The following is a 24,876-nucleotide window of genomic DNA, read 5'->3' as shown; positions in this document are numbered from 1 at the left end:
ACCGCCGGGACCGCCGGGACCCTGCCCGGGGCCGCGCCGGACGGAGCCGCCGAGACCCCCGCGAAGCCCGCGGCCCGGGCGCGCAAGGCGGCCCGCCCCCGCCCCCGGATCTGGCGCGGCGCCGTGCTCGCCCTCGCCGGCGCCTACTTCCTCCTCCCGCTCCTGGCCTCCTTCGTCTTCACCGTGCACGTCCCCGGCCAGGGCGTCACCTTCGAGGCGTACTCCGAACTGCGCGGCGCCGACGGCTTCTCCCAGAGCCTGCTGCTCTCCCTGGGCCTGGCCGCCGCCACCATCGTGCTGTCCCTGCTGCTGGCCGTTCCCGCGCTGATCGCCGTCCGGATCGGCTCGCCGAAGCTGCGGCCCGTGGTCGAGGTGGTCTGCATGCTGCCGCTGGTGGTGCCGCCGATCGCCCTGGTCACCGGGATCACCACGGTGCTGCGCTGGGGGCCCGACCACCTCTCGCGGACCCCGCTCTACCAGACCTTCATCGCCGTCCAGGACGAGCGGTTCCCCGTCGTCCTGGTCCTCGCCTACACCGTGCTCGCGCTGCCCTTCGTCCACCGCTCGCTCGACGCGGGCCTGCGTGCCGTGGACGTCCCGACCCTGGTCGAGGCCGCGCGCAGCTGCGGCGCGAGCTGGCCGTACGTGGTGTGGCGGGTGCTGCTGCCGAACCTGCGGACCTCCCTCGCCGGTGCGGCCTTCCTCACCCTGGCGCTGGTGCTCGGCGAGTTCACCATCGCCTCGCTGCTGGGCTTCCGGCCCTTCGCGGTGTGGATCGTCTCCATCTCCGGCGCCCAGGCCCGGATGTCGGTGGCCGTCTCCATCCTCAGCCTCCTCATCACCTGGCTGCTGCTGCTCGTCCTCTCGCGGGCCGGATCCGCGCCGTCCACCACGGCCTCCGCCCCCGCCACCTCCCGCAAGGAGTCCTGACCCGCATGTCCACCACCCTGACCGAGGCCGGGAAGCCGGCCGAGTCCGCCGCCACCGGGGGCGCCCGCGTCGAATTCCGCGGCCTGCGCCGCGCGTTCGGCACCACCACCGCCCTCGACGGACTCGACCTGACCGTGGAGCCGGGTGAACTCCTCGCCCTGCTCGGCCCCTCGGGCTGCGGCAAGACCACCGCCCTGCGCGTCCTGGCCGGCTTCGAACACCCCGACTCCGGCGAGGTGCTGGTCGACGGACAGGACATCACCCGCGTCCCGGCCAACCGCCGCGACGCCGGGATGGTCTTCCAGTCGTACAGCCTCTTCCCCAACCTCAACGCCCGCGAGAACGTCGCCTTCGGGCTGCGCGTACGGGGCGTCCCGGCGGCCCGCCGCCGCGAGCGCGCCGCCGAACTCCTCGACCTGGTCGGCCTGCCCGACCACGGCGAGCGCTACCCGCACCAGATGTCCGGCGGCCAGCAGCAGCGCGTGGCCCTCGCCCGCGCCCTGGCCCTGCGTCCGCGCGTCCTCCTGCTCGACGAGCCCCTCTCCGCCCTGGACGCCAAGGTACGGGCCAACCTGCGCGAGGAGATCCGCCGGCTCCAGCTCTCCCTCGGCATCACCACCGTGTTCGTCACCCACGACCAGGAGGAGGCCCTCTCCATGGCCGACCGGGTCGCCGTCCTCAACGCCGGGAAGCTGGAGCAGTGCGCCGCCCCCGCCGAGCTCTACGAGCGGCCAGCCACGCCCTTCGTCGCCGAGTTCGTCGGCACCATGAACCGGCTCCCGGGCCGGCTCACCGGTGACGGCCGGGTGGAGGTCGCCGGCACCCGGCTGCCCGTCGACGGGCCGGTCCCCGCCGGGCCCGACGTCGAGGTGCTGGTCCGCCCCGAGAACCTCACCGTCGCCGCCGACTCCGCCGGCACCGCCACCGTGGCCTCGGCCTCCTTCTTCGGCGCCGTCACCCGCCTCCACCTCGACCTGCCCCCGGGCACCCGCGTCAAGGCCGACGTCCCCTCCCGGGACGCGGGCGGCCTCACCCCCGGCGCACGGGCCACCGTCGGCCTGGCCGAGCGTCCCGTGCTCGTGGTGGGGAGGACCGCGTGAGCGCACCCGCCGCCGTCCTCTTCGACATGGACGGCACCCTCGTGGACACCGAGGTGCTGTGGTGGGAGACCACCGAGGAGGTCGCGGACCGCCTCGGCCACCGGCTCGGGCAGGCCGACGCCCCCGAGGTCGTCGGCCGCGCGGTCGCCGACACCGCCGCCCACCTCGTACGGACCACCGGCGCCCCGGACGCCGCGGCCGTGGCGGACGAGCTCACCGAGGGCTTCTTCCGCCGGGTCGCGGCCGGCGCGCCCGTCCGGCCCGGCGCCCGGCGGCTGCTGACCGCCCTTCAGGCCCAGGGCGTGCCCTTCGCCCTGGTCAGCGCCTCGCCCCGGGTGGTCGTCGACCAGGTGGTGGGCGGCGCGCTGGCGCACGTCCCGTTCGCCTTCACCCTGTCCGCCGACGACACCGCGCGCACCAAGCCGCACCCCGACCCGTACCGCGCGGCGGCCGAACGCCTGGGCCTCGCGCCGGGGGAGTGCGTCGCGGTGGAGGACTCCCCGGACGGGGCGGCCTCCGCCGAGGCGGCGGGCTGCCCGGTCCTGGTCGTCCCTTCGCTGCTGGAGGTGACCCGGTCGGCGGCGCGCACCTTCGCGACCTCCCTGGAGGAGGTCACCCCGGAACTGCTGGGCGGCCTCAGGCGCACAGCCGGATGATGTCGAGGATGCCGTCGGCGTAGGCGGCCGTCGGACTGCCGGGCCGGCCGGCCAGCTCCCCGGTCAGCTCCGGCAGCCCGGCCCGGACGTAGGCGGCGCACTGCCCGTACAGGCCCGCCTCGTACGCGGTCCCGTCGTCCTCGGAGGTCAGCAGCGCGAGCAGGGTCCGCAGCAGGGCCTCGCGGGTGGCCAGCCGGGGCGGTCCGGCCGCCCAGACGGCCATCAGCACCGCGCACGCCGCGGGGGCGGGGGGCCAGAGCCGGGGCCGGGTGAAGACGTGCCCCTCCAGGGCGTGGAAGGCCGCCGGATGCCCCTCGGCGGCATGCCACAGGGTGTCCTCCAGATGCTCCGCCGAACGGCCGCAACCGCAGGTGGTGGCCGCCCAGTCGTGCCGTGCGATCGTCTCCCCGACGGCGGTGGGCACCAGCGGGCTGCTGCGCGCGGTGTCCTTGTCCTTCCCTCTCATGAGGCCCAAGTATGGGAGCGGGAGGGGGGCCGGTCGAGCCGCCCGTCCGAGGGACGGACGCCCTCCCCGACACGACGGAGCCGGGACGCCCCTGGGGCATCCCGGCTCGCGGTCGTTCACGTCGAGGGCGAGGAAAGCGGGGGGACTAGTTCAATTGGTTTTGAGAAGGAAGTCCGCCCATGGCCTCGCCGGGGCCAACGTTAGCAGTCAGGCCGGGATCAGGGCACGCAGGTTTTCCGGGGTGAACACCACGGAGTCCGGATGCAGCCCGTCCGGGCGTTCCAGCCCGATGTAGGTGACCGGGCCCCGCGGCGGCTCCGTACCGTCCCACCGCGTGGTGGTGAGGGCGCGTCCGGCCAGCAGTCCGGCCAGGTGGCGGACCGTGAGGTACTCGCGCTCCACGATGCCGTGCACCAGCGTGCCGACCGTCGCCCGGTTCTCCTCCACCCGGTTGGCGCTCGGGGTGCCGCACAGGTACAGGTGCAGCCACTTCGCCCGCCACCCGCCGTCGGCCCCGCGCAGGAACACCAGGGGCAGCGCGACCCGGCCCGGCCCCCGCAGCTCCGACTTCATGCGGACCGTGCGCGGTTCGAAGGGGCGGCCCAGCTGCTCGCCGTCGCGCAGCATGAACCCGAAGAAGGACTCGGCCACCTTCTCGAAGCCCTCCCCCGAGAAGACGTTGACCTGCGGGACGATGAAATCGCCCTGCACCGCGTCCAGGCGCAGGTTGATGAACTCCGAGGCGCCGTCAGGCGCGGGCGCGTCCGTGATGTCGCCCGAGTGCTCGCCGCCCACCGTCTGGAGGGCCGTGTACGACAGCCAGGCGAGGGTCTCGTACGAGGCGTCGAGCAGCACCGCCGACAGGTCGTAGTCGGTGCTCTCGTCCGTCTGCGTCCAGTGCACGAAGAACCGCAGCAGCTCCCCGTCCACCGGCGACAGCGAGCCGCGCGGCAGCACGCCCAGCCCGGCGGCCGTCGCCTTCCCGCTGAGCGGCAGGGCCACGTCGAGGACGGCTGGGTCGACCAGCAGGTGCCCGGGGTCGGGGAGGCGGCGCAGCACCTCCGCGTCCAGGGCGGCGGCCAGCCGCCCGGCCTCGGCGGCCGGGAGGGGCGCGCGGGTGTCCGGGGCGACCCAGGCACGGCCCCGGGGGTTGACGAAGACCCGGCGCGCGTCCGGCCCGCCGCCCCGGTTGAGGAGGTGCTCGCGCACCGACAGCAGGACCCGGCCCGAGACCTGCGGGGCCGCATCCTCGGCGGCGGCCGCGACGGCCGCGCGCTCCTCGGGACCCGGGCAGACGCGCAGCAGCCGGTCCAGGGAGCGCAGCAGCCGGCCGGGCGCGGCGGCCGCCAGCAGCCGTGCCGCCCCGACGGCGTCGCCGGAGCCGAGGAGTTCCTCGACCCGGCTCTCCAGGGTCCGGGCCTCCTCCTCGCCCCGGGCGACCGCGAACACCCGGGCGGCCTGCGGCCAGCGCGGGTACTCGTGCGGGTGGAGGCGTTCGCCGAGCCGCTTGAACTCCTCGCGGTGCGCGGTGACGTCCGCGAGCTTGGCGGGGGACGCCGCGACCACCCCGTCCAGGGCGGCCAGCAGGGCCCGCCGGACCGGCCGCGACAGGGACTTCAGCCGGGTCGGCTCCGTCAGGGTCACGTCCCCGTCGGACAGGGCGCAGGCCAGGCGCAGCACGTCGGTGACCGTGTCCACCAGCAGCTCCGCACCGAGGCCGAGGCGGGCACGGTTGACCACGGCGCGGTTCTCGCGGACCGGGATCTCCGCCGGCTGCGGGCTTTCGGCGCAGTGCCCGGCGAGCAGCGCGAGGTCGCGCAGCCCCTCCTCGCCCAGCGGCGTGGTGCTGCCCGCCAGGGCCAGGTAGAGGGCGCGCACCTCCTCGTCGGCCGGGCCGCCCGGGTTGCAGGACCGTCATCCGGTCCCCGGCGGCGGCGACCAGCTCCTCGTGCGCGGCGAGCATCTCCTCGTACGTGTGCCGGTAGGTGCCGTACGAGGGGAGGGTCAGCAGGTCGAGGACGCCCGTGCTCAGCTGCGCGAGGACGCCCGGGCGCGCGGCGTCGTCGGCGAGGGCCTCGCGGACGCACTCCGCCCAGAACTCCACGGTGTCCGGCACGTTGGCCGGGAAGTCCTTGAAGTACACGTTGTGCACGACGTGGTCGCCGGTCATCTCCCGGACGGTCTCCAGCGTGCGCGCGGCGGTCGCCACGACCGTCTCCTCCGCGAGCCCCGACAGGCGGTCCAGCAGCGCAGCCGAGAGCTTGAAGCCGGCGGACAGCAGCGCGGCGTCGAACTGCCGCGCCGCCGTGCCGCCCCGCCCAGCCGGAGCGGAGGGGACCGGGACGCGGAGGGTGTGCCGGACGACGAGGGATTCGAGAGGGTGTGCCATCCGCGCATGCTCCCAGACCGGTCCGGCGGCGCGCACACGGGTTTCTTCCCCGCGTACGCTCTGTGACGTGCCCCGATCCCGTCTCCACCGCGTCGCCGTCCTCGTCCTCGAAGGGGCCAAGCCGCTCGACGTCGGGATCCCCGCGCAGGTCTTCAGCACCCGCGCGTCCATGCCGTACGAGGTCCGGGTGTGCGGTGCGGCCCCCGGGCTGGTCACCGGCGGCGACGGCCTCTCGTACCACGTCACCCACGGCCTGGAGGCGCTGGAATGGGCCGACATCGTCTTCGTCCCCGGCTACCGCTTCCCCGACCGCGAGGACCCGCCGCGCGAGGTGGTCGAGGCGCTGACCGCGGCCCACGGCCGGGGCGCCCGCCTCGCCGCCATCTCGACCGGGGCCTTCGCCCTCGCCGCCACCGGCCTGCTCGACGGCAAGCGGGCCACCACCCACTGGCACTACACCCGGGCGCTGACGGCGAAACACCCCCTCGTCCGGCTCGACGAGAACGTGCTGTTCGTGGACGAGGGCAGCGTCCTGACCTCGGCCGGCGCCGCCTCGGGCATCGACCTGTGCCTGCACATCCTGCGCCGCGACCTGGGCGTGGCCGCCGCCAACCACACGGCCCGGCGGCTGGTGGCGGCCCCGTACCGCAGCGGCGGCCAGGCCCAGTACCTGCCGCGCAGCGTGCCGGAGCCGCTCGGGGAGCGGTTCTCCGCCACCCGGGAGTGGGCGCTGCACCGGCTGGGCGAGCCCCTGACCCTCGAAGCCCTCGCCCAGCACGCGGCCGTGTCGCCCCGTACGTTCTCGCGGCGCTTCGCCGAGGACACCGGGTACACGCCGATGCAGTGGATCATGCGGGCCCGGGTGGACGTGGCCCGCGAGCTGCTGGAGCGCTCCGAGCGGAGCGTCGAGCAGATCGCCTCCGACGTGGGCCTGGGCACCGGCGCGAACCTGCGCCTGCACTTCCAGCGGATCCTCGGCACCACCCCGACCGAGTACCGGCGCACCTTCACCCGGGGCGAGTAGCCCGCGCCGCGCCCTCGGAGTCCGGAGGGCCGATTGGCGGGATACTTTCGAACCGTGGCGATCTCGCCACTGTCGTGGCCGCGCGGCGGGGGCGAACCTGGGGGCGAACAGAAGGGGACACCGCTCATGACTCGCATCGCCATCAACGGATTCGGCCGCATCGGACGCAACGTGCTGCGCGCGCTGCTCGAACGCGACAGCGACCTGGAGGTCGTGGCCGTCAACGACCTGACCGAGCCGGCCACCCTCGCCCGGCTGCTCGCCTACGACTCCACGGCCGGCCGACTCGGCCGCCCGGTGACCGTCGACGGCAGCACCCTCGTGGTCGACGGCCGGCGCATCGCGGTCCTCGCCGAGCGAGAGCCGGAGCAGCTGCCCTGGGCCGAACTCGGCGTCGACATCGTGCTGGAGGCCACCGGCCGCTTCACCTCCGCCGAGGCCGCCCGCGCCCACATCAAGGCGGGCGCGAAGAAGGTGCTCGTCAGCGCCCCCTCGGACGGCGCGGACGTGACGCTCGCCTACGGCGTGAACACCGGCGCCTACGACCCCGAGCTGCACACCGTCGTCTCGAACGCCTCGTGCACGACGAACGCGCTCGCCCCGCTGGCCGCCGTCCTCGACGAACTGGCCGGCATCGAGCACGGGTTCATGACCACCGTGCACGCCTACACCCAGGAGCAGGCCCTCCAGGACGGCCCGCACCGCGACCCGCGCCGGGCCCGCGCCGCCGCCGTGAACATCGTGCCGACCACGACCGGCGCGGCCAAGGCGATCGGCCTCGTGCTGCCGAACCTCGACGGGAAGCTCTCGGGCGACTCGATCCGCGTGCCCGTCCCGGTCGGCTCCATCGTCGAGCTGAACACGACGGTCTCCCGCGAGGTCACCCGCGACGAGGTGCTGGCGGCCTACCGCGCGGCCGCCGAGGGTCCGCTGGCCGGGGTGCTGGAGTACTCCGAGGACCCGCTGGTCTCCTCCGACATCACGGGCAACCCCGCCTCCTCGATCTTCGACTCGGAGCTCACCCGTGTCGACGGCCGCCACGTCAAGGTGGTCGCCTGGTACGACAACGAGTGGGGCTTCTCGAACCGCGTGATCGACACCCTCACCCTCCTCGCGGGCTGAGACCCCCCGCCCCGGTCCTCCGTCCAGGACCGGGGCGGGTCCACGTCAGCCCCGGGGCAGGATCACCGTCATCCCGCGTCCGGGCGCCGTACCCATCGAGGCCAGCGCCGCCGGCGCCGCGTCCAGCGGGATCGTCGAGGTGACGAGCAGGTCCGGGCGCAGGGCGCCCGAGCGGACCATCTCCAGCATCGGGGGATAGGCGTGCGCGGCCATGCCGTGACTGCCGAGGACCTCCAGCTCCCAGCCGATCAGCCGGTCCAGCGGCAGCGCCGCCGGTCCGGCGGCCGCCGGGAGCAGCCCCACCTGGACGTGCCGGCCGCGCCGCCGCAGCCCGTTCACCGAGGCGGCGGCGGTCACGGGGGAGCCGAGCGCGTCCAGCGAGAGGTGCGCTCCGCCGCCGGTCAGCCCGCGCACCGCCGCGGCCGTCCCGCCGGGCCCGGCGGCGCCGGGGTCCACGCAGTGCGCCGCCCCGAACTCCCGGGCCAGCTCGCGGGCCGCGGGCGCGGTGTCGACCGCCACCACCCGGGCCCCGGACGCGGCCGCGATCATCACGGCGGACAGGCCGACCCCGCCGCATCCGTGCACGGCGACCCATTCGCCGGGTCTGACCCTGCCCTGCGCGACCACCGCCCGGAAGGCGGTGGCGAAGCGGCAGCCCAGGGCGGCCGCGGTCGCGTACGACAGCTCCTCCGGCACCGCGACCAGGTTCACGTCGGCGTGGTCCAGGGCCACGTACTCGGCGAAGGAACCCCAGTGGGTGAACCCGGGCTGTGTCTGCCGGGCGCACACCTGGTGGTCCCCGGCCGCGCAGTCGGCGCAGGTGCCGCAGGCGCAGACGAAGGGCACGGTCACCCGGTCGCCGGGCCGCCAGTCCGCCACACCCGCGCCCACCGCCTCGACCACTCCGGCCAGTTCGTGCCCCGGCACGTGCGGCAGGGTGACGTCCGGATCGTGGCCCATCCAGCCGTGCCAGTCGCTGCGGCACAGCCCCGTGGCCTCGACGCGCACCACGACCCCGCCCGCCGCCGGCACCGGATCGGGTACCTCGCGCACCTCGCCCGGTTCCCCGTACCGCTCGAACACCACCGCGCGCACGGCCCCGCCCTCCTGTGGTCCGGCCCGCAGGCTACCGCGCGGCGCCCGCGGCCCGCCTCAGGGCCAGGGCCGCGAGCGCCTCGGGGGCGCCGGCCTGGCCGCGGATGCCGGGGAAGGCGTTCACGTCGACGATGAGGGGCCCGTCGCCGGTCGCGATGACGTCCACCCCGTACACGTCCAGCCCGAACACCTCGCCCACGCGCAGGGCCAGGGCGGCCCAGCCGTCCGGCAGCCGGTCCGGGCCCCGGGCCGGCTCCCCGCCGCCGACGGCGAGTTCGGAGCGGCGCAGACCGGCGAAGACCTCGTCCCCGACCACCCACAGTTTGTGGTCCCAGCCGTCGTTGGGCGCGAACACCTGCGTGACCACCGGCTCCCCGCCCCAGCGCGGCTCCAGCTCCCGCAGCCCTCCGGGGCCGTCGAGTCGGACCACCAGGTCGTCCTTGCGGCTGCGCCGGCTCTTGGCCACCAGCGGCCACCGCAGGCCCTCGGCGGACCCCAGCAGTGACAGCGCGGCGAAGGTGCGGGTGGCCGCGAAGGGCAGCCCGGCCCCCAGGGCCAGTTCGGCCATGCCGGTGCGGTCCTGGCAGCGCTCGGTGGCGGCGGCGGAGTTCAGCACCGGCGCGCCCGACTCCTCCAGCGCGCGGGCCAGTTCCAGCGCCGCCGGGGTGCGGGCCTTGAGCAGGTAGACGTCGGCGGCCTCGGCGGGGGCCGCGGCGGCGCCCGCCCCGGGGTGCAGCACCCGCACCTCGTGCCGTCCGCCGAGCAGGGCGGCGGTGGCCGCCAGCAGCGGGTGCCCGGGGTCCGGGGTGATCAGGCCGATCCTCACGCGCCGTCCCCCGCCCGCGCCGACGCCTGCGCCGGGATGGCCACCGGCAGCGCGTACGGCCGGGCCGGCGGGCACAGCGGTGCGGACGCCCGCCCGCCGCCCGCGCGGGCCAGGTCCAGGACGGCCCCCGCCACCCGGGCCGCCGCGTCCGGCACCTGCCGGAAGCTCGGGAAGTCGTTGACGTCGACCACCACCGGCCCGTCGGGGCCCAGCAGCACGTCCACCCCGTACAGGTCCAGCCCGTACACCTCGCCCACCCGGGCGGCGATCCGGGCGACCTCGGCCGGCAGCGGCACCCGGCGCTCGCGGACGGCGGCGTCGGGGTGCAGGGGGGAGCAGCGCTCGGTGGCGTGCAGTTCCCCGTTCACGCAGTACACCTTGATGTCGGTGCCCGGGTTCGGGACGTAGGGCTGGGCGATGAGCATGCCCTCGCCCGCGAGCGCGGGGAGCAGCGCCGCGAGCCGGTCCGGCGAGGGCAGCAGGTGCACCCCCCGGCCGGAGCTGCCGTCGGCAGGCTTGACCACCAGCGGGTAGAGCTCGTCGGGTATCTCCGCCAGGAGTTCGGGGCGGGCCACCGCGTACGTGGGCGGCAGGGGGAGCCCCCGCGCGCTGCCGAGGGCGGCGGCGAGCGCCTTGTCCCGGACCCCGCGGATCGACCGGGCGTCGTTGACGGTGGTCACCCCGGCGGCGGCCGCGGCCTCCAGGAGGGTGAGCCCGGGGCCTCCCGAGACGGTCTTGAGCACCCAGGCGTCGTGCGTGCCCGCCCGCACCAGGTCCGTCATGCGCAGCAGCGAGCCGCCGGGCCGCACGACGTCCACCCGGTGGCCCCACGAGGTCAGCTGACGGATCACCTCGTTCGGCATGCCGTCGTGGCGGTAGTGCTCCTCCACCAGGAAGCAGAGCCTCATGGATCTTCCTCGTATTCCCCGGACGTCCGCCGTCGGTCCCGTCCGGCGAGTTGTGACGTCACAGGATGCCACGGCATAGCCCCGAAACCGCTCCAGAAGCCACCTTAGTGGGCGCTACACAGCGTGATCTTTGTCAGAGGCTTTCCTAAACGATCACCAATCCTCTTATAGTGATGCCTCGTTGCCACAGGAACGCTCACTTCCGTATACGCCCCTTTCTTGAGGCTCTGATTGATGACGGCGTCGCCCTCTCCCCTCCGCCCCTCCGCGCTCGCCCTGGTCGTCACGGCGGTGGCCGCCGGCACCATCTCCGCGGCGGCGGTGGCTGCGGCCCCGACGGGCGTCCGCGCCCCCCTGGGCTGGTTCGCCGCCTTCGGGACCCTGCTCCTCGCCCTCGCCGCCTTCACCGTCACCTGGTGCGCGCGCACCACCCGGCAACTGCGCGGCAGCCTGGCCCTGCTCGGCGGGGAAGTGGCCACCCGTGACGCGTACATCGCCCGGCTGACCGCCGACGCGGCCCGCGAGACGGCCGACCTCTCCGCCGAACTCGCCCGGCTCACCGCGGACCACACCGCCCGCGTCGCCCGCCTCACCGCCGAGCACACGGCCGAGACCGACCGGCTGACGGCCGCCCACACCGCCGACGCGGCCCGGCTCGCCGCCGCCCACACCACCGAACTCGACCACCTGGCCGCCGCCCAGCAGGCCACCCGCGAGCGGCTCGGCGAGGAACTGCGGCGCGCCCAGTCGGGCCGGGCCGCCGCCATGGCCGCCGCAGCCAACGCGGCCGGCCGGATGCAGGCCCTGGCCACCGGCATGCTCGCCGACCTGCGCGAGATGGAACACAAGCACGCCGACGAGGAGGTCCTCGGCGACCTGCTGCACCTCGACCACCGCACCGCCCAGGCCGGCCGCCTCGCCGACTCCATCGCCGTCCTCACCGGCGCCCGTTCGGGCCGCCGCTGGGCCAAGCCCATCGTCATGGAGTCGATCCTGCGCGGCGCCATGGGCCGCATCGGCGGCTACCAGCGCGTCCGGCTGCACTCCACCAGCACGGCCGCCGTCGCCGGACACGCCGCCGAGGGCGTCATGCACGCCCTCGCCGAGCTCCTCGACAACGCCGCGAACTTCTCCCCGCCCACCGCCGAGGTCCACGTCTACGTGGAGGAGGTCCCGGCCGGGATCGTCATCACCGTCGAGGACAGCGGCCTCGTGATGAGCGAGCTCCAGCTGCGCCGCGCCGAACAGGCCGTCGGCGCCGAGACCCTGGACCTCGCGGGACTCTCCGGCACCCGCCTCGGCCTGGCCGTCGTCGGCCGCCTCGCCCGCAAGCACGGGCTGACCGTCTCCTTCCGCCCCTCCGCGCGCGGCGGCACCGGCGCGCTGATGCGGATCCCGGAGGAACTGATCAGCCACGCCCCGGCCGAGCCCGTCCCGGCCCCGGCGCTCCTCGCGGCCCCCACCGGCGCAGCGGACCGCGCGCCCGCCCCCGCCCCGGCAGTCCCCGCCCTCGCCCCCGCCCCGCGCCCGGTGGCCGGAGCGTCCCGCGGCGGCTCCGACGGTTCCGACGGCCCCGACGGACCCCACGACCCCGAACACTCCGGCCGGACCCCGGTCCTCGGCGAGAGCGGACTGCCCCAGCGACGACGCGGCCGCACCCTGGCCGCAGCCCACCCCGAAGGGCCCGACGCCGCCTCCCCGGCGCCCCGCACCCAGGGCGCCCCCACCGGCGCGTCCCGCTCCGCCGCCCGCTTCGGCAGCTTCCGCCAGGCCGTGCGCGACGCGCCGGCGCGGCAGCAGCCCACGAATCCCCCGCACCCGGAAGGCGACACGAGATGACCGGCTCCACCACCGACGAGAAGCTCAGCTGGCTCCTGGAAGGACTCCTGGAGCGCACCCCCGGCGCCCGTCACGCCCTCGTGCTCTCCCGCGACGGCCTCAAGCTGTGCCGCACCCCCGAGCTCTCCGTCGACCAGGCCGACCAGCTCGCCGCCATCGCCGCCGGCATCCAGAGCCTCTCGCACGGCGCCTCCATCGAGTTCGGCGACGGCACCGGAGGGGTTCGTTCCGCCATGGCCGAGTTCTACGGCGGGATCCTCTTCATCGTCGAGGCCGGCGAGGGCGCCCACCTCGCCCTCGTCGCCGCCGAGGACGCCGACGCCGGACTCGTCGGCCACAACATGTCCGAACTGGTCGAGCAGCTGAGCGAGCATCTGACCGCCAGGCCCCGGGGTTGAGCCGGGTCCGGCCGGGCCGGGACGACTCCCCGGACCGGCTCTACACCCTCACCGGCGGCCGCAGCAGTTCCGGCAGCGACGCCTTCGACCTGGTGACCCTGATCGTCGCCGAATGCGACCCCGTCCCCGGGATGCAGTCGGAACACGCGGCCATCCTGCGGATGTGCCGCCACCCCACCGCCGTCGTGGAGGTGGCGGCCGACCTGGGGCTGCCGGTGTCGATCACCCGGATCCTGCTCGCCGACCTCCTGGCCGCCGGACGCGTCAGTGCCCGGCACCCGCGGGCCGCGGCGTACCGCCTTCCCGAACCCGAACTCCTGGAGCAGGTGCTCGTTGGACTCCGCAACCTCTGACCCGGGCGCGCCCCGGCAGGCACTCAGCAGTACCGCCGACAACGGTCTGAAGATCGTGATCGTCGGCGGTTTCGGCGTCGGCAAGACCACCATGGTCCGCTCGGTCAGCGAGATCCGCCCGCTGAACACCGAGGAGACGATGACCCAGGCCGGGGAGGCCGTCGACCACACCGACGGCATCGCCGCGAAGACCTCCACCACCGTCGCCTTCGACTTCGGCCGGATCACCCTCGACGCCCGCAACGTGCTCTACCTCTTCGGCGCCCCCGGCCAGGAGCGGTTCTGGTTCCTGTGGGACCGGCTGTTCTCCGGCACCCTCGGCGCGGTCGTCCTCGTCGACACCCGCCGGCTCGCGGAATCCTGGTACGCCATCGACCGCCTGGAGCACCACGGCACCCCCTTCGTCGTCGCCTGCAACGACTTCGGCGGGCCCGCCCACACCCCGGAGCAGATCCGCGCCGCCCTCGACCTGCCGCCCGAGGTGCCCCTGCTGTTCTGCGACGCCCGCTCCCGCGAGTCCAGCAAGCAGGTGCTCATCTCCCTCGTGCGGCACCTCCAGCACCTCAGCAGCCTCCAGCCCCTCCCGTAGCAGCGCCCGAGCCCCCGAGACCAGAGCCCTCCAGCCGAGGGCCGTCCCCGCACCCTCCCGGAGCCCACGCAGTGACCACCCCCGAGCCCCAGCCCGTCTACCTCGGCGGACCCCGCTTCCAGAGCGACCCCGCCGAGCTGTACCGGGAGATGCGCCGCGACCACGGCGCCGTCGCCCCCGTGGTCCTCGACGGCGACGTCCCGGCCTGGCTGGTCCTCGGCTACCGCGAACTGCACCAGGTCACCAGCGACCCGCAGCTGTTCTCCCGCGACTCCGACCTGTGGAACCAGTGGGACCGCATCCCCGCGGACTGGCCGCTGCTCCCGATGATCGGCCGCAAGCAGCCCTCCATCCTCTACACCACCGGCGAACGCCACCGCGAGCGCGCCGCCGTCATCAGCGAGGCCCTCGAATCCGTCGACCCCTTCGAACTCAAGGGCCACGCCGAACGCTTCGCCGACGAGCTGATCGACGGACTCTGCGGCAAGGGCTCCTGCGACATCGTCGGCGAGTACGCCATGCTCCTGCCGCTGCGCGTCCTCGCCCGCGTCTACGGCTTCTCCGACGAACAGGGCCCCGGCCTCGTCACCGCCATGAACGACATGATCAACGGCCGTGAGGGCGCCCTGGCGGGCCAGCGCCACCTCGGCGAGTCCATGTACGCGCTGCTCGCCGCCAAGGCCCAGGCTCCCGGGCACGACGTCGCCTCCCGGATGCTCGCCAACACGGCCGGGTTCACCCTCGACGAGGTGGCCCAGGACCTGATGGTGATGATGGCCGCGGGACACCAGCCGACCGCCGACTGGATCGGCAACTCGCTGCGCCTGATGCTCACCGACGACCGCTTCGCCGCCTCCCTCGCCGGCGGCCGCCACAGCGTCGGCGAGGCCATGAACGAAGTGCTCTGGGAGGACACCCCGACCCAGAACGTCGCCGGACGGTGGACCACCCGCGACACCAAGCTGGCCGGCCGCACCCTCGCCCGCGGCGACCTGGTCCTGCTGGGCCTGGCCGCCGCCAACGGCGACCCGCACGTACGCGCCGACGCGGGCGCCCTCACCGGCGGGAACAACGCCTTCTTCTCCTTCGGCCACGGCGAACACCGCTGCCCCTTCCCGGCCCAGGAGGTCGCCGAGGTCATCGCCCGCACCGGCATCGAGGTCCTCCTCGACCGCCTCCCCGACGTGGACCTCGCCGGACCGGCCGCCGAACTGACCCGGCGCCCCTCGCCCTGGCTGCGCGGCCTGACCGCGCTCCCCGTGACCTACACCCCGACCCCCGCGCTTGGAGCCCACCGATGAGCTGCCCGATCGACCACACCGGCGCCGTCCCCGCCCCGATCACCCTCGACCCCCTCGTCACCGACCTCGACGCCGAGAGCGCCGCCCTGCGCGCCGCCGGCCCGCTGGTCCGCGTCGTCCTCCCCGGCGGCGTCGGCGTCTACGCCGTCACCCACCACGCCGAGGCCCGCGCCCTGCTCACCGACCCCCGGGTCGTCAAGGACATCGACGTGTGGGGCGCCTGGCAGCGCGGCGAGATCCCCCTGGACTGGCCGCTGATCGGCCTCGCCAACCCCGGCCGCTCCATGCTGACCGTCGACGGGGACGAGCACCGCCGGCTGCGCACCCTCGTCGCCCAGGCCCTCACCGCCCGCCGCGTCGAGAAGCTCCGCGCCGGCATCGAGGCCCTCACCACCGAGGCCCTCGACAAGCTGGCCGGCCTGCCCGAAGGGGAGACCGTCGACCTGAAGGCCGCCTTCGCCTACCCGCTGCCGATGAACGTCATCAGCGAGCTGATGGGCGTGGACGCCGCCGAACACCCGCGCCTGAAGGCCCTGTTCGAGAAGTTCTTCTCCACCCAGACCCGCCCCGAGGAAGTCCCGCAGATGATGGCGGACCTCGGCGCCCTCTTCTCCCGGATCGTCGAGTCCAAGCGGGCCAACCCCGGCGACGACCTCACCAGCGCGCTCATCGCCGCCTCCGAGAACGGCGACCACCTGAGCACCGAGGAGATCACCAACACCCTCCAGCTGATGGTCGCGGCCGGCCACGAGACCACCATCAGCCTGATCGTCAACGCCGTCGTCGCCCTGGAGACCCACCCCGAGCAGCGCGCCCTCGTCCTCGCGGGCGAGGTCCCCTGGGAGAACGTCATCGAGGAGACCCTGCGCTGGGCCACGCCCACTTCGCACGTCCTGATCCGGTTCGCCACCGAGGACATCGAGGTCGGCGACCGGATCCTGCCCAAGGGCGAGGGCCTGATCGTCTCCTTCGGGGCGCTGGGCCGCGACGAGGCCCAGCACGGGGAGACGGCCGGCGCCTTCGACGCCACCCGCACCCCCAACCGCCACATCTCCTTCGGCCACGGCCCCCACGTCTGCCCCGGCGCCGCCCTCTCCCGCCTGGAAGCCGGCGTCGCCCTCCCGGCCCTCTACGCCCGCTTCCCGCACCTGTCCCTCGCCGTCCCGCCCGCGGAACTGCGCAACAAGCCGGTCCTCACCCAGAACGACCTGTTCGACCTCCCGGTGCGCCTGCACCCCTGACCGGCCGTACGACTTCCCGCCGCACCGCGGCCTCACCCGCCCTCCTCACCCCGGCCCCGACCCCTGACGGCCCGTAGGGGCCCCGCCCGAGCGGCGGGGCCCCGCCCTCACACCGGCACGGACACGAACGTCCGCCCCGACTCGTTCTCCACCAGCACCGCCCGCACGTCCGACGGGTCCACGGCCGCCGAGCCGTCCAGGGCCGCGCCCTTGCCCTCGCCGTGCTCGGCCGTGCCCACGACCCAGCCGCCCGCCGTGGACCGCGTACCGTCCCGGGAGACCACCACCAGGCGGCACCGCTCCCCGGCCGGCACCCCGGTCACCGCCGCCCGCACCCGGACCCACTTCGCCGCCGGGGTCACCTGGACGGTCATCCGCGCCCCGGTCCCCGGATCCGTCGCCGAGGCCACCCTGGTCCCCGGGGGCGGCGGCGAGGGCGGGGCCGACGAGCTCGGCGGTGGCGGCGGGGGCAGCGCCGCCGTGCTCCCCGCGTCCCCGCCCAGCCGGGCCCCGGCCCAGAACACGGCCGCCAGCGAGGCGGCCGCCGCCAGCCCCGCCACCGCGCCCCGCCACCGGGTCCGCGCGGCCCGCTCGCCGCGCACCTGCCGCAGGGTCCGCTGGAGCAGCAGGTCGCCGCCCGGCGGCGGCCCGTCGAGGAACGCCTCCTCGGGCACCTCGCCCAGGACGCTCTCCATCTCGCGCAACGCGGCCACCTCCTCCCGGCACCCCGTGCAGTCGCCGACGTGCTCCTCGACGCGCCGTACGTCCTCCTCGTCCAGGACGCCGAGCACGTACGGTCCGAGCAGCTCCTCCTCGTGCCGCGGCGCGTTCACGCCACCACCTCCCGCAGTCCGCCGGGCTGCTGGGGCGGCCGGCCTGATCGTCTGTTCCCGCCGAACCCCTCGGCGCCGCCGTCCGTGAACACCGCGCGCAGGGCCTTGAGCGCGTAGTGCGAGCGCGACTTGACCGTGCCCGCCGGAATGCCCAGGCGGTCGGCGGCCTCGGCCACGCTGTGCTGGCGGTAGTACAACTCCGTGAGCACGTCCCGGTGTTCCGGGGAGAGCCGGTCCAGGGCTCCGAGGACCGTCATCGCGTCCACCACGGAGTCCGCGTGGTCGCCCTCCACCGGGGGAGCGGCCTCCGAGCCGGAGACCTCCGGCGGCCGGGCCGCCCTGGCCCGGTACCGGTCCGTGATGATGTTGCGGGCCACGGTGAGCAGCCAACCGCGCACCGATCCCTTCCCGTTCACCAGCACCTCGGTATGCCGCCAGGCCCTGATCAGGGTCTCCTGGACGACGTCCTCGGCGGTGGCCCGGTCACCGGTGAGCCGGGTGGCGTACGCGAGCAGGGCGTTGCCGTGTTCCTCGTAGACCGCCCTGATGAGAGCCTCGTCGGTCGAGCCCCGCCGCGCGCGGGGCCACAGTGGTCCGGCCATTCACGCTCTCCGTCCGCCTGGTGCCATTCGGTGCGGTCGGAACACGCCCCGCAGGCGCGGGCGGTTCATGTGACCTGTGTCACTCACATCCGGCAGGCGCGGCCCTCGTTGAGGCAGGCGACGAGCTCCGCCATCCGCGCGTCGGTCATCACGTTCACGAACATCGCGTGGTCGGTGATCGGGCTGTGCCGCTGCTCGGGGAAGGAGTCCAGCGCCAGCGGCACCCCCGGCGCCACCGCGTACGCCAGCGACACGCGCAGCTCCGGAACCGGGAACGTGCCCTGCGGGCAGACCCCGGAGGCGGCCGGGAAGGCCAGGTGGGAGCGGTGGTCCGGGGTGGCGGTGTCCAGCCCGTTCCAGCAGCTGGGGAAGACCAGCGTACGGGTGACCAGTTCGCCCGCCGGGCAGCGCGGGTAGCCGGTGGTGGAGCGGTCCGGCAGGCCCGAACAGCCCCAACGGGCCCGGACCCCCGCGCCCCCGCCCGCCGTGTAGGCCACGGCGTTGCCGGTGATCGCCCGCAGGAACCGGGGCATCGCCACCACCCCGCTCACCGGACTGCCCCGGAACTCCACCCGCACCGAGGCCTCCCGCAGGATCTCGCCCGCGTTGCCGTGACCCGCCGCCCCCTCGTGCGGGCCGCTCCCGGGCCGGTCCGTACGGCGCAGCACCGGCCAGTAGTAGGCGGACCGGTCCCCGCCCGTGCAGCTCGTCGCGGCGGCGGCCAGCGAGGCGTCCGTGGACAGGGCGTCCGTGGACAGGTTCCCCACGTACGCGTGCGTGTGGTGGGCGCCCGCCCGCACCCCCGGCGAGACCACCAGGTTGTCCTCGTTCCAGTGGCCCTCCTCGTTGCGCCCGCACTCCACCGTCACCGTGCCGGTGGACGCCCCCGGCCCGGGCGCGGGCCCGGCGGGCCCGGGCGGCACCCGCCGCAGGTCCACGTACGGGCCCGCGACGGAGGCGGGCCCGGCCGCCCGGGAGGCGCCCAGGACGGCGGCGGTGAGTCCCAGGCCCAGCACCAGGCAGGCCAGCAGCAGCGGAAGCCGGTGTACCTTCCCCAAGGGGTTCCCCATGGCGGTCACGGTCGCCGGTGGTTCGTACAACCGTCAACCGGGCGGCCCTACGAGCTGCGGGCCCCGCCTTCGTAGGTGTGGGGGTGGCGGGCGCGAAGCCGCGCGCGGGAGTTGGCGCACGGGACGCTTGCCCGGCCGGATACCGTCCGGCCAGAGTTCTCCGTATGACACCGGACGACCTGCTGCGCGACTTCGCCCGCACCCGGGCCTCCCTCGACGGAGAGGAGGCCGTCTACTGGTGGACCGGCGACGTCCACGCCTGGGCCCCCGGCGAGCCCTACCGGCGCCTCTTCGGCTTCGAAGGGGTCAACGTCTCCCGGCTCGTGGCCGACGAGGCGGAGGGCGGCTACCGGTTGCTCTCGCGCGAGGCCGCCTTCTACCTCGACCCCGCCACTCGGGAGATCCTGGAGACCTGGCAGGACAAGCCCGTGGTCCACGTCTGGAACGACCCGGCCAACCTGCGCCTGCGGCCCTTCCCCGTCCCCCGCACCGAACTCGGCGGCCAGGTCTGCTTCAGCCTGGAGATCCCCCTCGCCTACCCCTCCCCGCTGCCCGTCGCGGACTACCCGCTCAACTCCGCCGACGACACCTACCGGGCCCTGGAGCTCTTCCAGTTCTTCACCCCCGCCGAGGCCCTCGCCGGCGCGGCGCCGAGCGTCCCGGCGACCATGTCCTGGACGCGGATGTCCCCCTGGCTGCCCTGGATGGAGCAGGGACAACGCCCCGGCGGCCTCACCTTCCACTGCCGGGGCGTGAAGCTCGGCTCCTACGCCGAGGTCCCCGAGCGCACCCGCGCCTACGTCTCCGGCCGCCACCCCGAGTTCGCGCACGCCCCGGAGAAGTGGACCGAGCCGAACGAGACCAGCTGGACGTACTTCCGCGCCCTCCACCCGCGCGGCAACCCGCAGTAGCCCGCGGGGGGCCGGTGCCGCCCCCGTTCGTTGCGTGCAGATTGCACAGGTGTTTCACAGGGGTTCCACAGGCTTCCCCAGGGTCCGGACAAGGGTTTTCCCTGTATCGGGTTCATCCCCGCGTTGCCTACTGTCTGCCCACCGGCGGTCTCCCGCACCCCGAACTGCCCCCGCACCAACCCCACATGGTGTGAAGCCGTACGCGGAGGCGCGGATCGCCGGTACACGCAGTCGCCCAGCCCCGCCGTTGCGGCCGGGCGACTGGCGCGCGGCGGCGGCCGGGGCGGTTCGACCAGCCCTCCCGGCCCCGCGGCGCCGGTTCCACCTCCCACACCGCACACACCGGCCGCTCCGGCCTGCCCGGAACCGGCCCGTAAGGGGAACACCGTGCACGCACCCCGACGACGGCTCATATCCGTCGTGGCCATGTCCGTCACCCTCCTCGCAGGCTCCGCCACCGCCGCCGTGGCCGTGACCCCCGCGAGCGACCCGGCCGCCCACACCCTCCCGAACGCGGCGGCCCCGTCCGCCCCGGCCGCCGCCCCGGTCGAGAACCTGATCGTGGGCTACAAGTCCTCCGCCCCCGAGGCCGGCTCCAACACCGCGGCCGCCGCCGACGCCAGCGCCAAGGGCGAGAAGGCCGGCAAGAAGGCGAAGTTCGACCGCCGCCTGGGCACCGGAGCCGCGCTCGTCAACCTGGGCGGTGCGACCGCCCCGGCCGACGCGGCGAAGGTGATGGACCAGTTCCGCGCCGACCCGGACGTCGCCTACGTCGAGCCGGACTCCCGCGCCTACGCGATGGCCACCCCGGACGACACCGAGTACGCCAAGCAGTGGGACCTCTTCGAGCCCACCGCCGGCATGAACGTGCCCGCCGCCTGGGACAAGACCACCGGCGCCGGCGTCACCGTCGCCGTGATCGACACCGGCTACGTGACCCACTCCGACGTCGCCCCCAACATCGTCGCCGGCTACGACTTCATCTCCGACTCCACCGCCGCCCGCGACGGCAACGGCCGCGACAACAACCCGGCCGACCAGGGCGACTGGAGCGCCGCCGGCGAGTGCGGCACCGGCTCCAAGGCCAGCGACTCCTCTTGGCACGGCACGCACGTGGCCGGCACCATCGCCGCCGCCACCAACAACGGCAAGGGCGTCGCGGGCATCGCGTACAACGCGAAGATCCAGCCCGTCCGCGTCCTCGGCAAGTGCGGCGGCGCCACCTCGGACATCGTCGACGCCATCACCTGGGCCTCCGGCGGCACCGTCGCGGGCGTCCCGGCGAACCCGACCCCCGCCAAGGTCATCAACATGAGCCTCGGCGGCTCCGGCACCTGCAGCTCCAGCTACCAGAACGCCATCAACGCGGCCGTCGCCCGCGGCACCACCGTCGTCGTGGCCGCCGGCAACAGCAACGCCGACGCGAGCTCCTTCACCCCGGCCAGCTGCAACAACGTCATCACCGTGGCCGCCACCAACCGCACCGGCGACCGCTCCTTCTACTCCAACTTCGGCGCCAAGGTCGACGTCTCGGCCCCCGGCGGCGAGACCCGCCGCGCCACCGACACGCCCGGCACCGTCACCACGCCCGAGAACGGCATCCTCTCCACGCTGAACAACGGCACCACCACCCCCGGCGCCGAGATCTACAAGCCGTACCAGGGCACCAGCATGGCCGCCCCGCACATCGCCGGCCTCGCCGCGCTCCTCGTGGCCGCCAAGCCCTCCCTCACCCCGGCGCAGGTCGAGGCCGCCATCAAGGCCAACGCCCGCCCGCTGGCCGGCACCTGCACCGGCGGCTGCGGCGCCGGCCTCGCCGACGCGGCGGCCACCGTCAACGCGGTGACCTCCACCCCCAACACGCCGTTCTTCGAGAACACCGCGGACTTCGCCATCGCCGACAACAGCACGGTGGAGAGCCCGATCACCGTCACCGGCGTCACCGGCAACGCCCCGGCCGCCCTCAAGGTCGGCGTGAACATCGCCCACACCTACATCGGCGACCTGAAGGTCGACCTGGTCGCCCCCGACGGCACCGTCTACACCCTGCACAACCGGGCCGGCGGCAGCACCGCCAACATCAACCAGACCTACACCGTCGACGCCTCCTCCGAGACCGCGAACGGCACCTGGAAGCTCCGCGTCAACGACAACGCCGGCGGCGACACCGGCAAGATCGACTCCTGGAGCCTCGGCTTCTGATCCGCCGGACCCCCCGCGCCACTCCCCGGTCCGGACGCCCGCCGGAGTCCCCCACCTCCGGCCTGACGGGGCGATAGTACGGACCAACCCACCCCGCGGACCTGCCGATACCTCCCGTACCGGCAGGTCCGCGGGACATTTCTGTCGCCCGACTGAATTCTGCGTCACAATCCGGGTCCGCCGGGGGGCGGACCTCGTATTGTCGCGTCTCACGGGAAGGGCAGGACCGGGGAGCGAAAGGCTGGTGGCTGTGCGTGGCGGCGACGGGGCACGCTGACACCAACATCGGACACGGCGTACTCATCGAGGCCGTCGGCCGCGCGCTGAGCGCGCACGGCCGCGCCGTCCTGACCGGCCCCGCCGGAGCCGGCAAGACCGAGGTGGCCCACGCCGTCGCGGCCGCCGCCGAATCCCGCCGCGAGACCGTCCTGCGGCTCGCCCCCGAAGCCGCCGACCTGCACATACCCGAGGCCTCGGCCGCCGCCCTGCTCGCCCGCGTGCCCCGCTCCGTCCTCGACCGCCTCGCCGGACCCCAGCGCGCCGCCATCGCCCTGCTGCGCCGCGAGGCCGACGCACCCCGCGCCGGACGCGACCACGTCGCCCTGCGCCTGGCCCTCGCCGAGGTCCTGCGCACCCTCGCCGCCCCCGGCCCCCTCCTGCTCCTCGTCGACAACGCCCAGTGGCTCGACGCCGAGAGCGCCGACCTGCTCCGCTACGCCCTGCGCCTGACCCCGCCCCGCGTACGGGTCCTCGTCGCCGAACGCGCCCAGGGCGCCGCCCCCGCCGCCGAGACCCTCTGCGGCCCCGGCGCCCCCGCCGTCCGCGTCCCCGCCCTCGGCGCCGACGAGGTCGCCGAACTGCTGCTCCGCCACGGCCTCCCCGCCCGCCTCGCCGGCCGCATCCACCAGGCCAGCGGCGGCAACCCCCGCCTCGCCCTCGCCCTCGGCCACTCCCTCGCCGAAGCCGCCGGCAGCCAGGGCGCCCGCATCCACCACGCCGATCCCCTGCCCGTCTCCGGCCAGGCCCGCGAGGTCGCCCGCCGGCTCCTCGCCGAAGCCCCCGCCCACACCCGCCCCACCCTGCTCCTCGCCGCCCTCGCCGACCGCCCCACCACCGCCCTGCTGCGCCGCGCCGGCCGCCCCGACGCCGAAGCGGAACTCGCGGAGGCCGAACGGGCCGCCCTGGTCACCGTCGGCGAGGACGGCGCCGTCACCTTCACCGCCGGCGCCCTGCCCACCGCCCTGGCCGCCGACGCCGGCTGGCCCGAGCGCTCCGCCGGACACGCCGCCCTCGCCGCCGCCGTCGGCGACCCCGTCCAGGCCGTCCGCCACCGCGCCCTGGCCGTCGACACCCCCGACGCGGAACTCGCCGACGGGATCACCCGCGCCGCCGACGCCTGCCGCCGCCGCGGCCAGCGCGCCCTGGCCGCCGAACTCGGGCTGCTCGCCGCCGAACGCACCCCCGCCGACCGGCCCGCCGAGGAACTCGCCCGGCTCGTCGCGGCCGCCGAGGACGCCGGCTGGGCCGGCCGCGCCGACCTCGCCCGCCGCGCCACCCGCGCCGTCCTCGCCCGGGACGCCTCGCCCGCCCAGCGGGTACGGGCCCGGCTCGCCGTGATCGACGCCGCCGGGCAGGCCCTGGCCGCCCTCGACGAGACCTTCGCCTTCGCCTGCGCCGAGGCCGACGCCGCCGACGACCCCTCCCTGCTGGCCGCCGTACAGCTGCGCATCGCCTGGAAGCACAACCTCAGCGACGGGGACCCCGTCCGCTCCCGCGACGCCGCCGCCGAGGCCGGGGCCCTCGCCAAGGCGGGCGGCGACCAGGTCGCCGAGGCCATGGCCCTGACCGTCCGGGCCCGCATGGGGCGCATCCTCGCCGACCCCGACGCCGAGGACATCCTGGCCGAGGCCCTCGCCCTGCCCGCCCCCGAGGTCCCCCTCGGCATGCGCAACGCCCCCCAGTACCTCGCCGTCCGCCACGCCCTCTTCGACGACCGGCTCGCCGACGCCCGCAGCCGGCTGCTCGTGCTGCTGCCCGCCGTCCAGCGCACCGGATCCGCCGAGGACGTCTTCGAGGTGCTGCGCAGCCTCACCGAGGTCGAACTGCGGCGCGGCGCCTGCGTCCTGGGCGCCGCCCACGCCCGCCGCGCCCTGGAGCTGACCATCGAGGCGGGCCTCTCCCCGGGCCCCGCCTGGTACGTCGCCGCCACCGCCGAGGCCGCCGGCGGCAGCTTCGCCCGGGCCGCCGCCTACGCCCGCCGCGGCATCCGCGCCTCCGAGGAGGAACACGACCAGGTCTTCCTCTCCCGGGGCCTCTACGCCCTGGGCACCGTGGAACTGGCCACCGGAGAGGCCGCCAAGGCGGTGGCCACCCTGCGCCGGGTCGCCGAACTGGAACGGGCCCAGCAGGTGGTCGACCCCTCGATCCTGCGCTGGCACGGCGAGCTCGCCGAGGCGCTGGTCGCCGCCGACGACCCGGGCGGGGCCGTCGCCCTCCTCGACGCGGTGACCCCCGTCGCCCGCGCCCTGGAGCGCGGCCCCGTGCTCGCCGCCCTGGACCGGGCCCGGGGGCTCGCCCTGGCCGCGCAGGGCGAACCGGAGCCCGCCGTCGCCCTGCTCCAGGACACCGTCCGGCGCTTCGAGGCCCTCGGACTGCCCCTGGAACGGGGCCGGACGCTGCTCGCGCTGGCCCGGGTGGAACGCCGGCGCCGCCGCCGGGCGCCGGCCCGGGCCGCGCTGCAGGACGCCGCCGAGGTGTTCGAGCGGGCCGGGGCGCGGCCGTGGCTCGCCCTGGCCCGGGAGAACGCGCCCGAGACCTGCGTCCCGCACCCGGGCGCGGCGGCGCTGACCGACGCCGAGGCCCGGCTCGCCCTGCTGGTCGGCGGGGGCGCGAGCAACCAGGAGGCGGCGGCCAAGCTGTTCCTCAGCGTCAAGACCGTCGAGGCCCGGCTCACCCGGATCTACCAGAAGCTCGACGTCCGCTCCCGGGCCCAGCTGGCCACCGCGCTGCGGGGCCACTGAG

General features: G+C 75.3%; 21 protein-coding genes and 1 pseudogene. 14 read left to right on the top strand and 8 right to left on the bottom strand.

Annotation, left to right across the window (positions count from 1 at the left end; genetic code table 11):
- The first annotated feature begins 108 nt into the window (after positions 1 to 108).
- Genes ACFY0O_RS24070 through ACFY0O_RS24060 form a run of 3 tightly spaced genes read left to right on the top strand, consistent with a single transcriptional unit; the run spans position 109 to position 2,686 of the window.
- Positions 109 to 930, top strand: a complete 822-nt coding sequence (locus ACFY0O_RS24070) for an ABC transporter permease (protein ID WP_388950046.1) — start codon at positions 109 to 111, stop codon at positions 928 to 930.
- 5 nt (positions 931 to 935) lie between these two features.
- A complete protein-coding gene (locus ACFY0O_RS24065; protein WP_388949783.1) occupies positions 936 to 2,030 on the top strand; it encodes an ABC transporter ATP-binding protein in 1,095 nt (364 codons plus the stop codon).
- The gene (locus ACFY0O_RS24060) at positions 2,027 to 2,686 is read left to right on the top strand and encodes an HAD family hydrolase (protein ID WP_388949780.1); all 660 of its coding nucleotides are present in this window, start codon (positions 2,027 to 2,029) and stop codon (positions 2,684 to 2,686) included. Before ACFY0O_RS24065 ends, ACFY0O_RS24060 begins: the two co-directional genes overlap by 4 nt.
- Here the strand turns inward: ACFY0O_RS24060 and ACFY0O_RS24055 are convergent.
- A complete protein-coding gene (locus ACFY0O_RS24055) occupies positions 2,667 to 3,152 on the bottom strand; it encodes a hypothetical protein (protein WP_388949778.1) in 486 nt (161 codons plus the stop codon). The two genes, ACFY0O_RS24060 and ACFY0O_RS24055, sit on opposite strands and share 20 nt — an antisense overlap.
- Before the next feature lie 207 nt (positions 3,153 to 3,359).
- Positions 3,360 to 5,541: pseudogene (locus ACFY0O_RS24050) on the bottom strand (hypothetical protein).
- A gap of 67 nt (positions 5,542 to 5,608) precedes the next feature.
- Between ACFY0O_RS24050 and ACFY0O_RS24045 the strand changes: the two are divergent.
- Complete coding sequence (locus ACFY0O_RS24045; RefSeq protein WP_358892165.1) at positions 5,609 to 6,565, top strand: helix-turn-helix domain-containing protein; 957 nt, start codon at positions 5,609 to 5,611, stop codon at positions 6,563 to 6,565.
- Between the two features lie 126 nt (positions 6,566 to 6,691).
- Positions 6,692 to 7,687 carry a type I glyceraldehyde-3-phosphate dehydrogenase gene (gene gap, locus ACFY0O_RS24040; protein ID WP_358892164.1) on the top strand — a complete coding sequence of 332 codons (996 nt, stop codon included), beginning with the start codon at positions 6,692 to 6,694 and terminating at the stop codon, positions 7,685 to 7,687.
- 45 nt (positions 7,688 to 7,732) lie between these two features.
- Here gap and ACFY0O_RS24035 read toward each other — a convergent pair whose 3' ends face one another.
- The 3 genes from ACFY0O_RS24035 to ACFY0O_RS24025 are packed head-to-tail and all read right to left on the bottom strand — an operon-like array spanning position 7,733 to position 10,516.
- Positions 7,733 to 8,782, bottom strand: coding sequence for a zinc-dependent alcohol dehydrogenase family protein (locus tag ACFY0O_RS24035; RefSeq protein ID WP_388949774.1), 1,050 nt, complete (start codon positions 8,780 to 8,782; stop codon positions 7,733 to 7,735).
- A gap of 31 nt (positions 8,783 to 8,813) precedes the next feature.
- On the bottom strand, positions 8,814 to 9,608 hold the full coding sequence (locus tag ACFY0O_RS24030; RefSeq protein ID WP_388949771.1) for a RimK family alpha-L-glutamate ligase: 795 nt from the start codon (positions 9,606 to 9,608) through the stop codon (positions 8,814 to 8,816).
- On the bottom strand, positions 9,605 to 10,516 hold the full coding sequence (locus tag ACFY0O_RS24025; protein ID WP_388949770.1) for a RimK family alpha-L-glutamate ligase: 912 nt from the start codon (positions 10,514 to 10,516) through the stop codon (positions 9,605 to 9,607). Before ACFY0O_RS24025 ends, ACFY0O_RS24030 begins: the two co-directional genes overlap by 4 nt.
- Positions 10,517 to 10,750: 234 nt before the next feature.
- Between ACFY0O_RS24025 and ACFY0O_RS24020 the strand changes: the two genes are divergently transcribed.
- The 6 genes from ACFY0O_RS24020 (at position 10,751) to ACFY0O_RS23995 (ending at position 16,237) form a co-directional block, all read left to right on the top strand.
- Positions 10,751 to 12,355, top strand: a complete 1,605-nt coding sequence (locus tag ACFY0O_RS24020; RefSeq protein WP_388949767.1) for a sensor histidine kinase — start codon at positions 10,751 to 10,753, stop codon at positions 12,353 to 12,355.
- Positions 12,352 to 12,753, top strand: coding sequence for a roadblock/LC7 domain-containing protein (locus tag ACFY0O_RS24015; RefSeq protein ID WP_045948273.1), 402 nt, complete (start codon positions 12,352 to 12,354; stop codon positions 12,751 to 12,753). Before ACFY0O_RS24020 ends, ACFY0O_RS24015 begins: the two co-directional genes overlap by 4 nt.
- Entirely contained in the window at positions 12,750 to 13,106 is a 357-nt protein-coding gene (locus tag ACFY0O_RS24010) for a DUF742 domain-containing protein (RefSeq protein ID WP_358892159.1), read from the top strand. Before ACFY0O_RS24015 ends, ACFY0O_RS24010 begins: the two co-directional genes overlap by 4 nt.
- The gene (locus tag ACFY0O_RS24005; protein ID WP_358892158.1) at positions 13,087 to 13,695 is read left to right on the top strand and encodes an ATP/GTP-binding protein; all 609 of its coding nucleotides are present in this window, start codon (positions 13,087 to 13,089) and stop codon (positions 13,693 to 13,695) included. The genes ACFY0O_RS24010 and ACFY0O_RS24005 overlap by 20 nt, the downstream gene beginning before the upstream one ends.
- Positions 13,696 to 13,766: 71 nt before the next feature.
- On the top strand, positions 13,767 to 14,996 hold the full coding sequence (locus ACFY0O_RS24000) for a cytochrome P450 (protein ID WP_388949765.1): 1,230 nt from the start codon (positions 13,767 to 13,769) through the stop codon (positions 14,994 to 14,996).
- Positions 14,993 to 16,237, top strand: a complete 1,245-nt coding sequence (locus ACFY0O_RS23995; RefSeq protein ID WP_388949762.1) for a cytochrome P450 — start codon at positions 14,993 to 14,995, stop codon at positions 16,235 to 16,237. Before ACFY0O_RS24000 ends, ACFY0O_RS23995 begins: the two co-directional genes overlap by 4 nt.
- A gap of 107 nt (positions 16,238 to 16,344) precedes the next feature.
- On the opposite strand, the gene ACFY0O_RS23990 is transcribed toward ACFY0O_RS23995, so the two are convergent.
- From ACFY0O_RS23990 to ACFY0O_RS23980, 3 genes are all read right to left on the bottom strand, one after another.
- Positions 16,345 to 17,070: a zf-HC2 domain-containing protein gene (locus ACFY0O_RS23990; RefSeq protein ID WP_388949760.1), complete on the bottom strand. Its 726-nt coding sequence runs from the start codon at positions 17,068 to 17,070 to the stop codon at positions 16,345 to 16,347.
- On the bottom strand, positions 17,067 to 17,672 hold the full coding sequence (locus ACFY0O_RS23985; RefSeq protein ID WP_358892154.1) for a sigma-70 family RNA polymerase sigma factor: 606 nt from the start codon (positions 17,670 to 17,672) through the stop codon (positions 17,067 to 17,069). The genes ACFY0O_RS23990 and ACFY0O_RS23985 overlap by 4 nt, the downstream gene beginning before the upstream one ends.
- Before the next feature lie 83 nt (positions 17,673 to 17,755).
- Complete coding sequence (locus tag ACFY0O_RS23980) at positions 17,756 to 18,730, bottom strand: DUF1996 domain-containing protein (protein WP_388949758.1); 975 nt, start codon at positions 18,728 to 18,730, stop codon at positions 17,756 to 17,758.
- Between the two features lie 176 nt (positions 18,731 to 18,906).
- On the opposite strand from ACFY0O_RS23980, the gene ACFY0O_RS23975 reads away from it, so the two are divergent.
- The 3 genes from ACFY0O_RS23975 to ACFY0O_RS23965 all read left to right on the top strand — a co-directional run bounded on the left by ACFY0O_RS23975 (position 18,907) and on the right by ACFY0O_RS23965 (position 24,875).
- Complete coding sequence (locus ACFY0O_RS23975) at positions 18,907 to 19,653, top strand: DUF1838 family protein (RefSeq protein WP_388949755.1); 747 nt, start codon at positions 18,907 to 18,909, stop codon at positions 19,651 to 19,653.
- Between the two features lie 426 nt (positions 19,654 to 20,079).
- Positions 20,080 to 21,855, top strand: coding sequence for a S8 family serine peptidase (locus ACFY0O_RS23970; protein WP_388950043.1), 1,776 nt, complete (start codon positions 20,080 to 20,082; stop codon positions 21,853 to 21,855).
- A 254-nt stretch (positions 21,856 to 22,109) separates the two neighbouring features.
- Complete coding sequence (locus ACFY0O_RS23965) at positions 22,110 to 24,875, top strand: AAA family ATPase (protein ID WP_388949753.1); 2,766 nt, start codon at positions 22,110 to 22,112, stop codon at positions 24,873 to 24,875.
- Position 24,876 lies beyond the last annotated feature (1 nt).

The sequence above is a fragment of the Streptomyces sp. NPDC001594 genome (genome assembly GCF_042893675.1).
GTDB lineage: Bacteria > Actinomycetota > Actinomycetes > Streptomycetales > Streptomycetaceae > Streptomyces.
This window is presented reverse-complemented; position numbering and strand designations above follow the sequence as displayed.

Coding starts and splice junctions, on each gene's coding strand:
- ACFY0O_RS24065 (WP_388949783.1), top strand. CDS start 936: ATGTCCACCACCCTGACCGAGGCCGGGAAGCCGGCCGAGTCCGCCGCC.
- ACFY0O_RS24055 (WP_388949778.1), bottom strand. CDS start 3,152: ATGAGAGGGAAGGACAAGGACACCGCGCGCAGCAGCCCGCTGGTGCCC.
- gap (WP_358892164.1), top strand. CDS start 6,692: ATGACTCGCATCGCCATCAACGGATTCGGCCGCATCGGACGCAACGTG.
- ACFY0O_RS24025 (WP_388949770.1), bottom strand. CDS start 10,516: ATGAGGCTCTGCTTCCTGGTGGAGGAGCACTACCGCCACGACGGCATG.
- ACFY0O_RS24020 (WP_388949767.1), top strand. CDS start 10,751: ATGACGGCGTCGCCCTCTCCCCTCCGCCCCTCCGCGCTCGCCCTGGTC.
- ACFY0O_RS24015 (WP_045948273.1), top strand. CDS start 12,352: ATGACCGGCTCCACCACCGACGAGAAGCTCAGCTGGCTCCTGGAAGGA.
- ACFY0O_RS23995 (WP_388949762.1), top strand. CDS start 14,993: ATGAGCTGCCCGATCGACCACACCGGCGCCGTCCCCGCCCCGATCACC.
- ACFY0O_RS23985 (WP_358892154.1), bottom strand. CDS start 17,672: ATGGCCGGACCACTGTGGCCCCGCGCGCGGCGGGGCTCGACCGACGAG.
- ACFY0O_RS23975 (WP_388949755.1), top strand. CDS start 18,907: ATGACACCGGACGACCTGCTGCGCGACTTCGCCCGCACCCGGGCCTCC.
- ACFY0O_RS23970 (WP_388950043.1), top strand. CDS start 20,080: ATGTCCGTCACCCTCCTCGCAGGCTCCGCCACCGCCGCCGTGGCCGTG.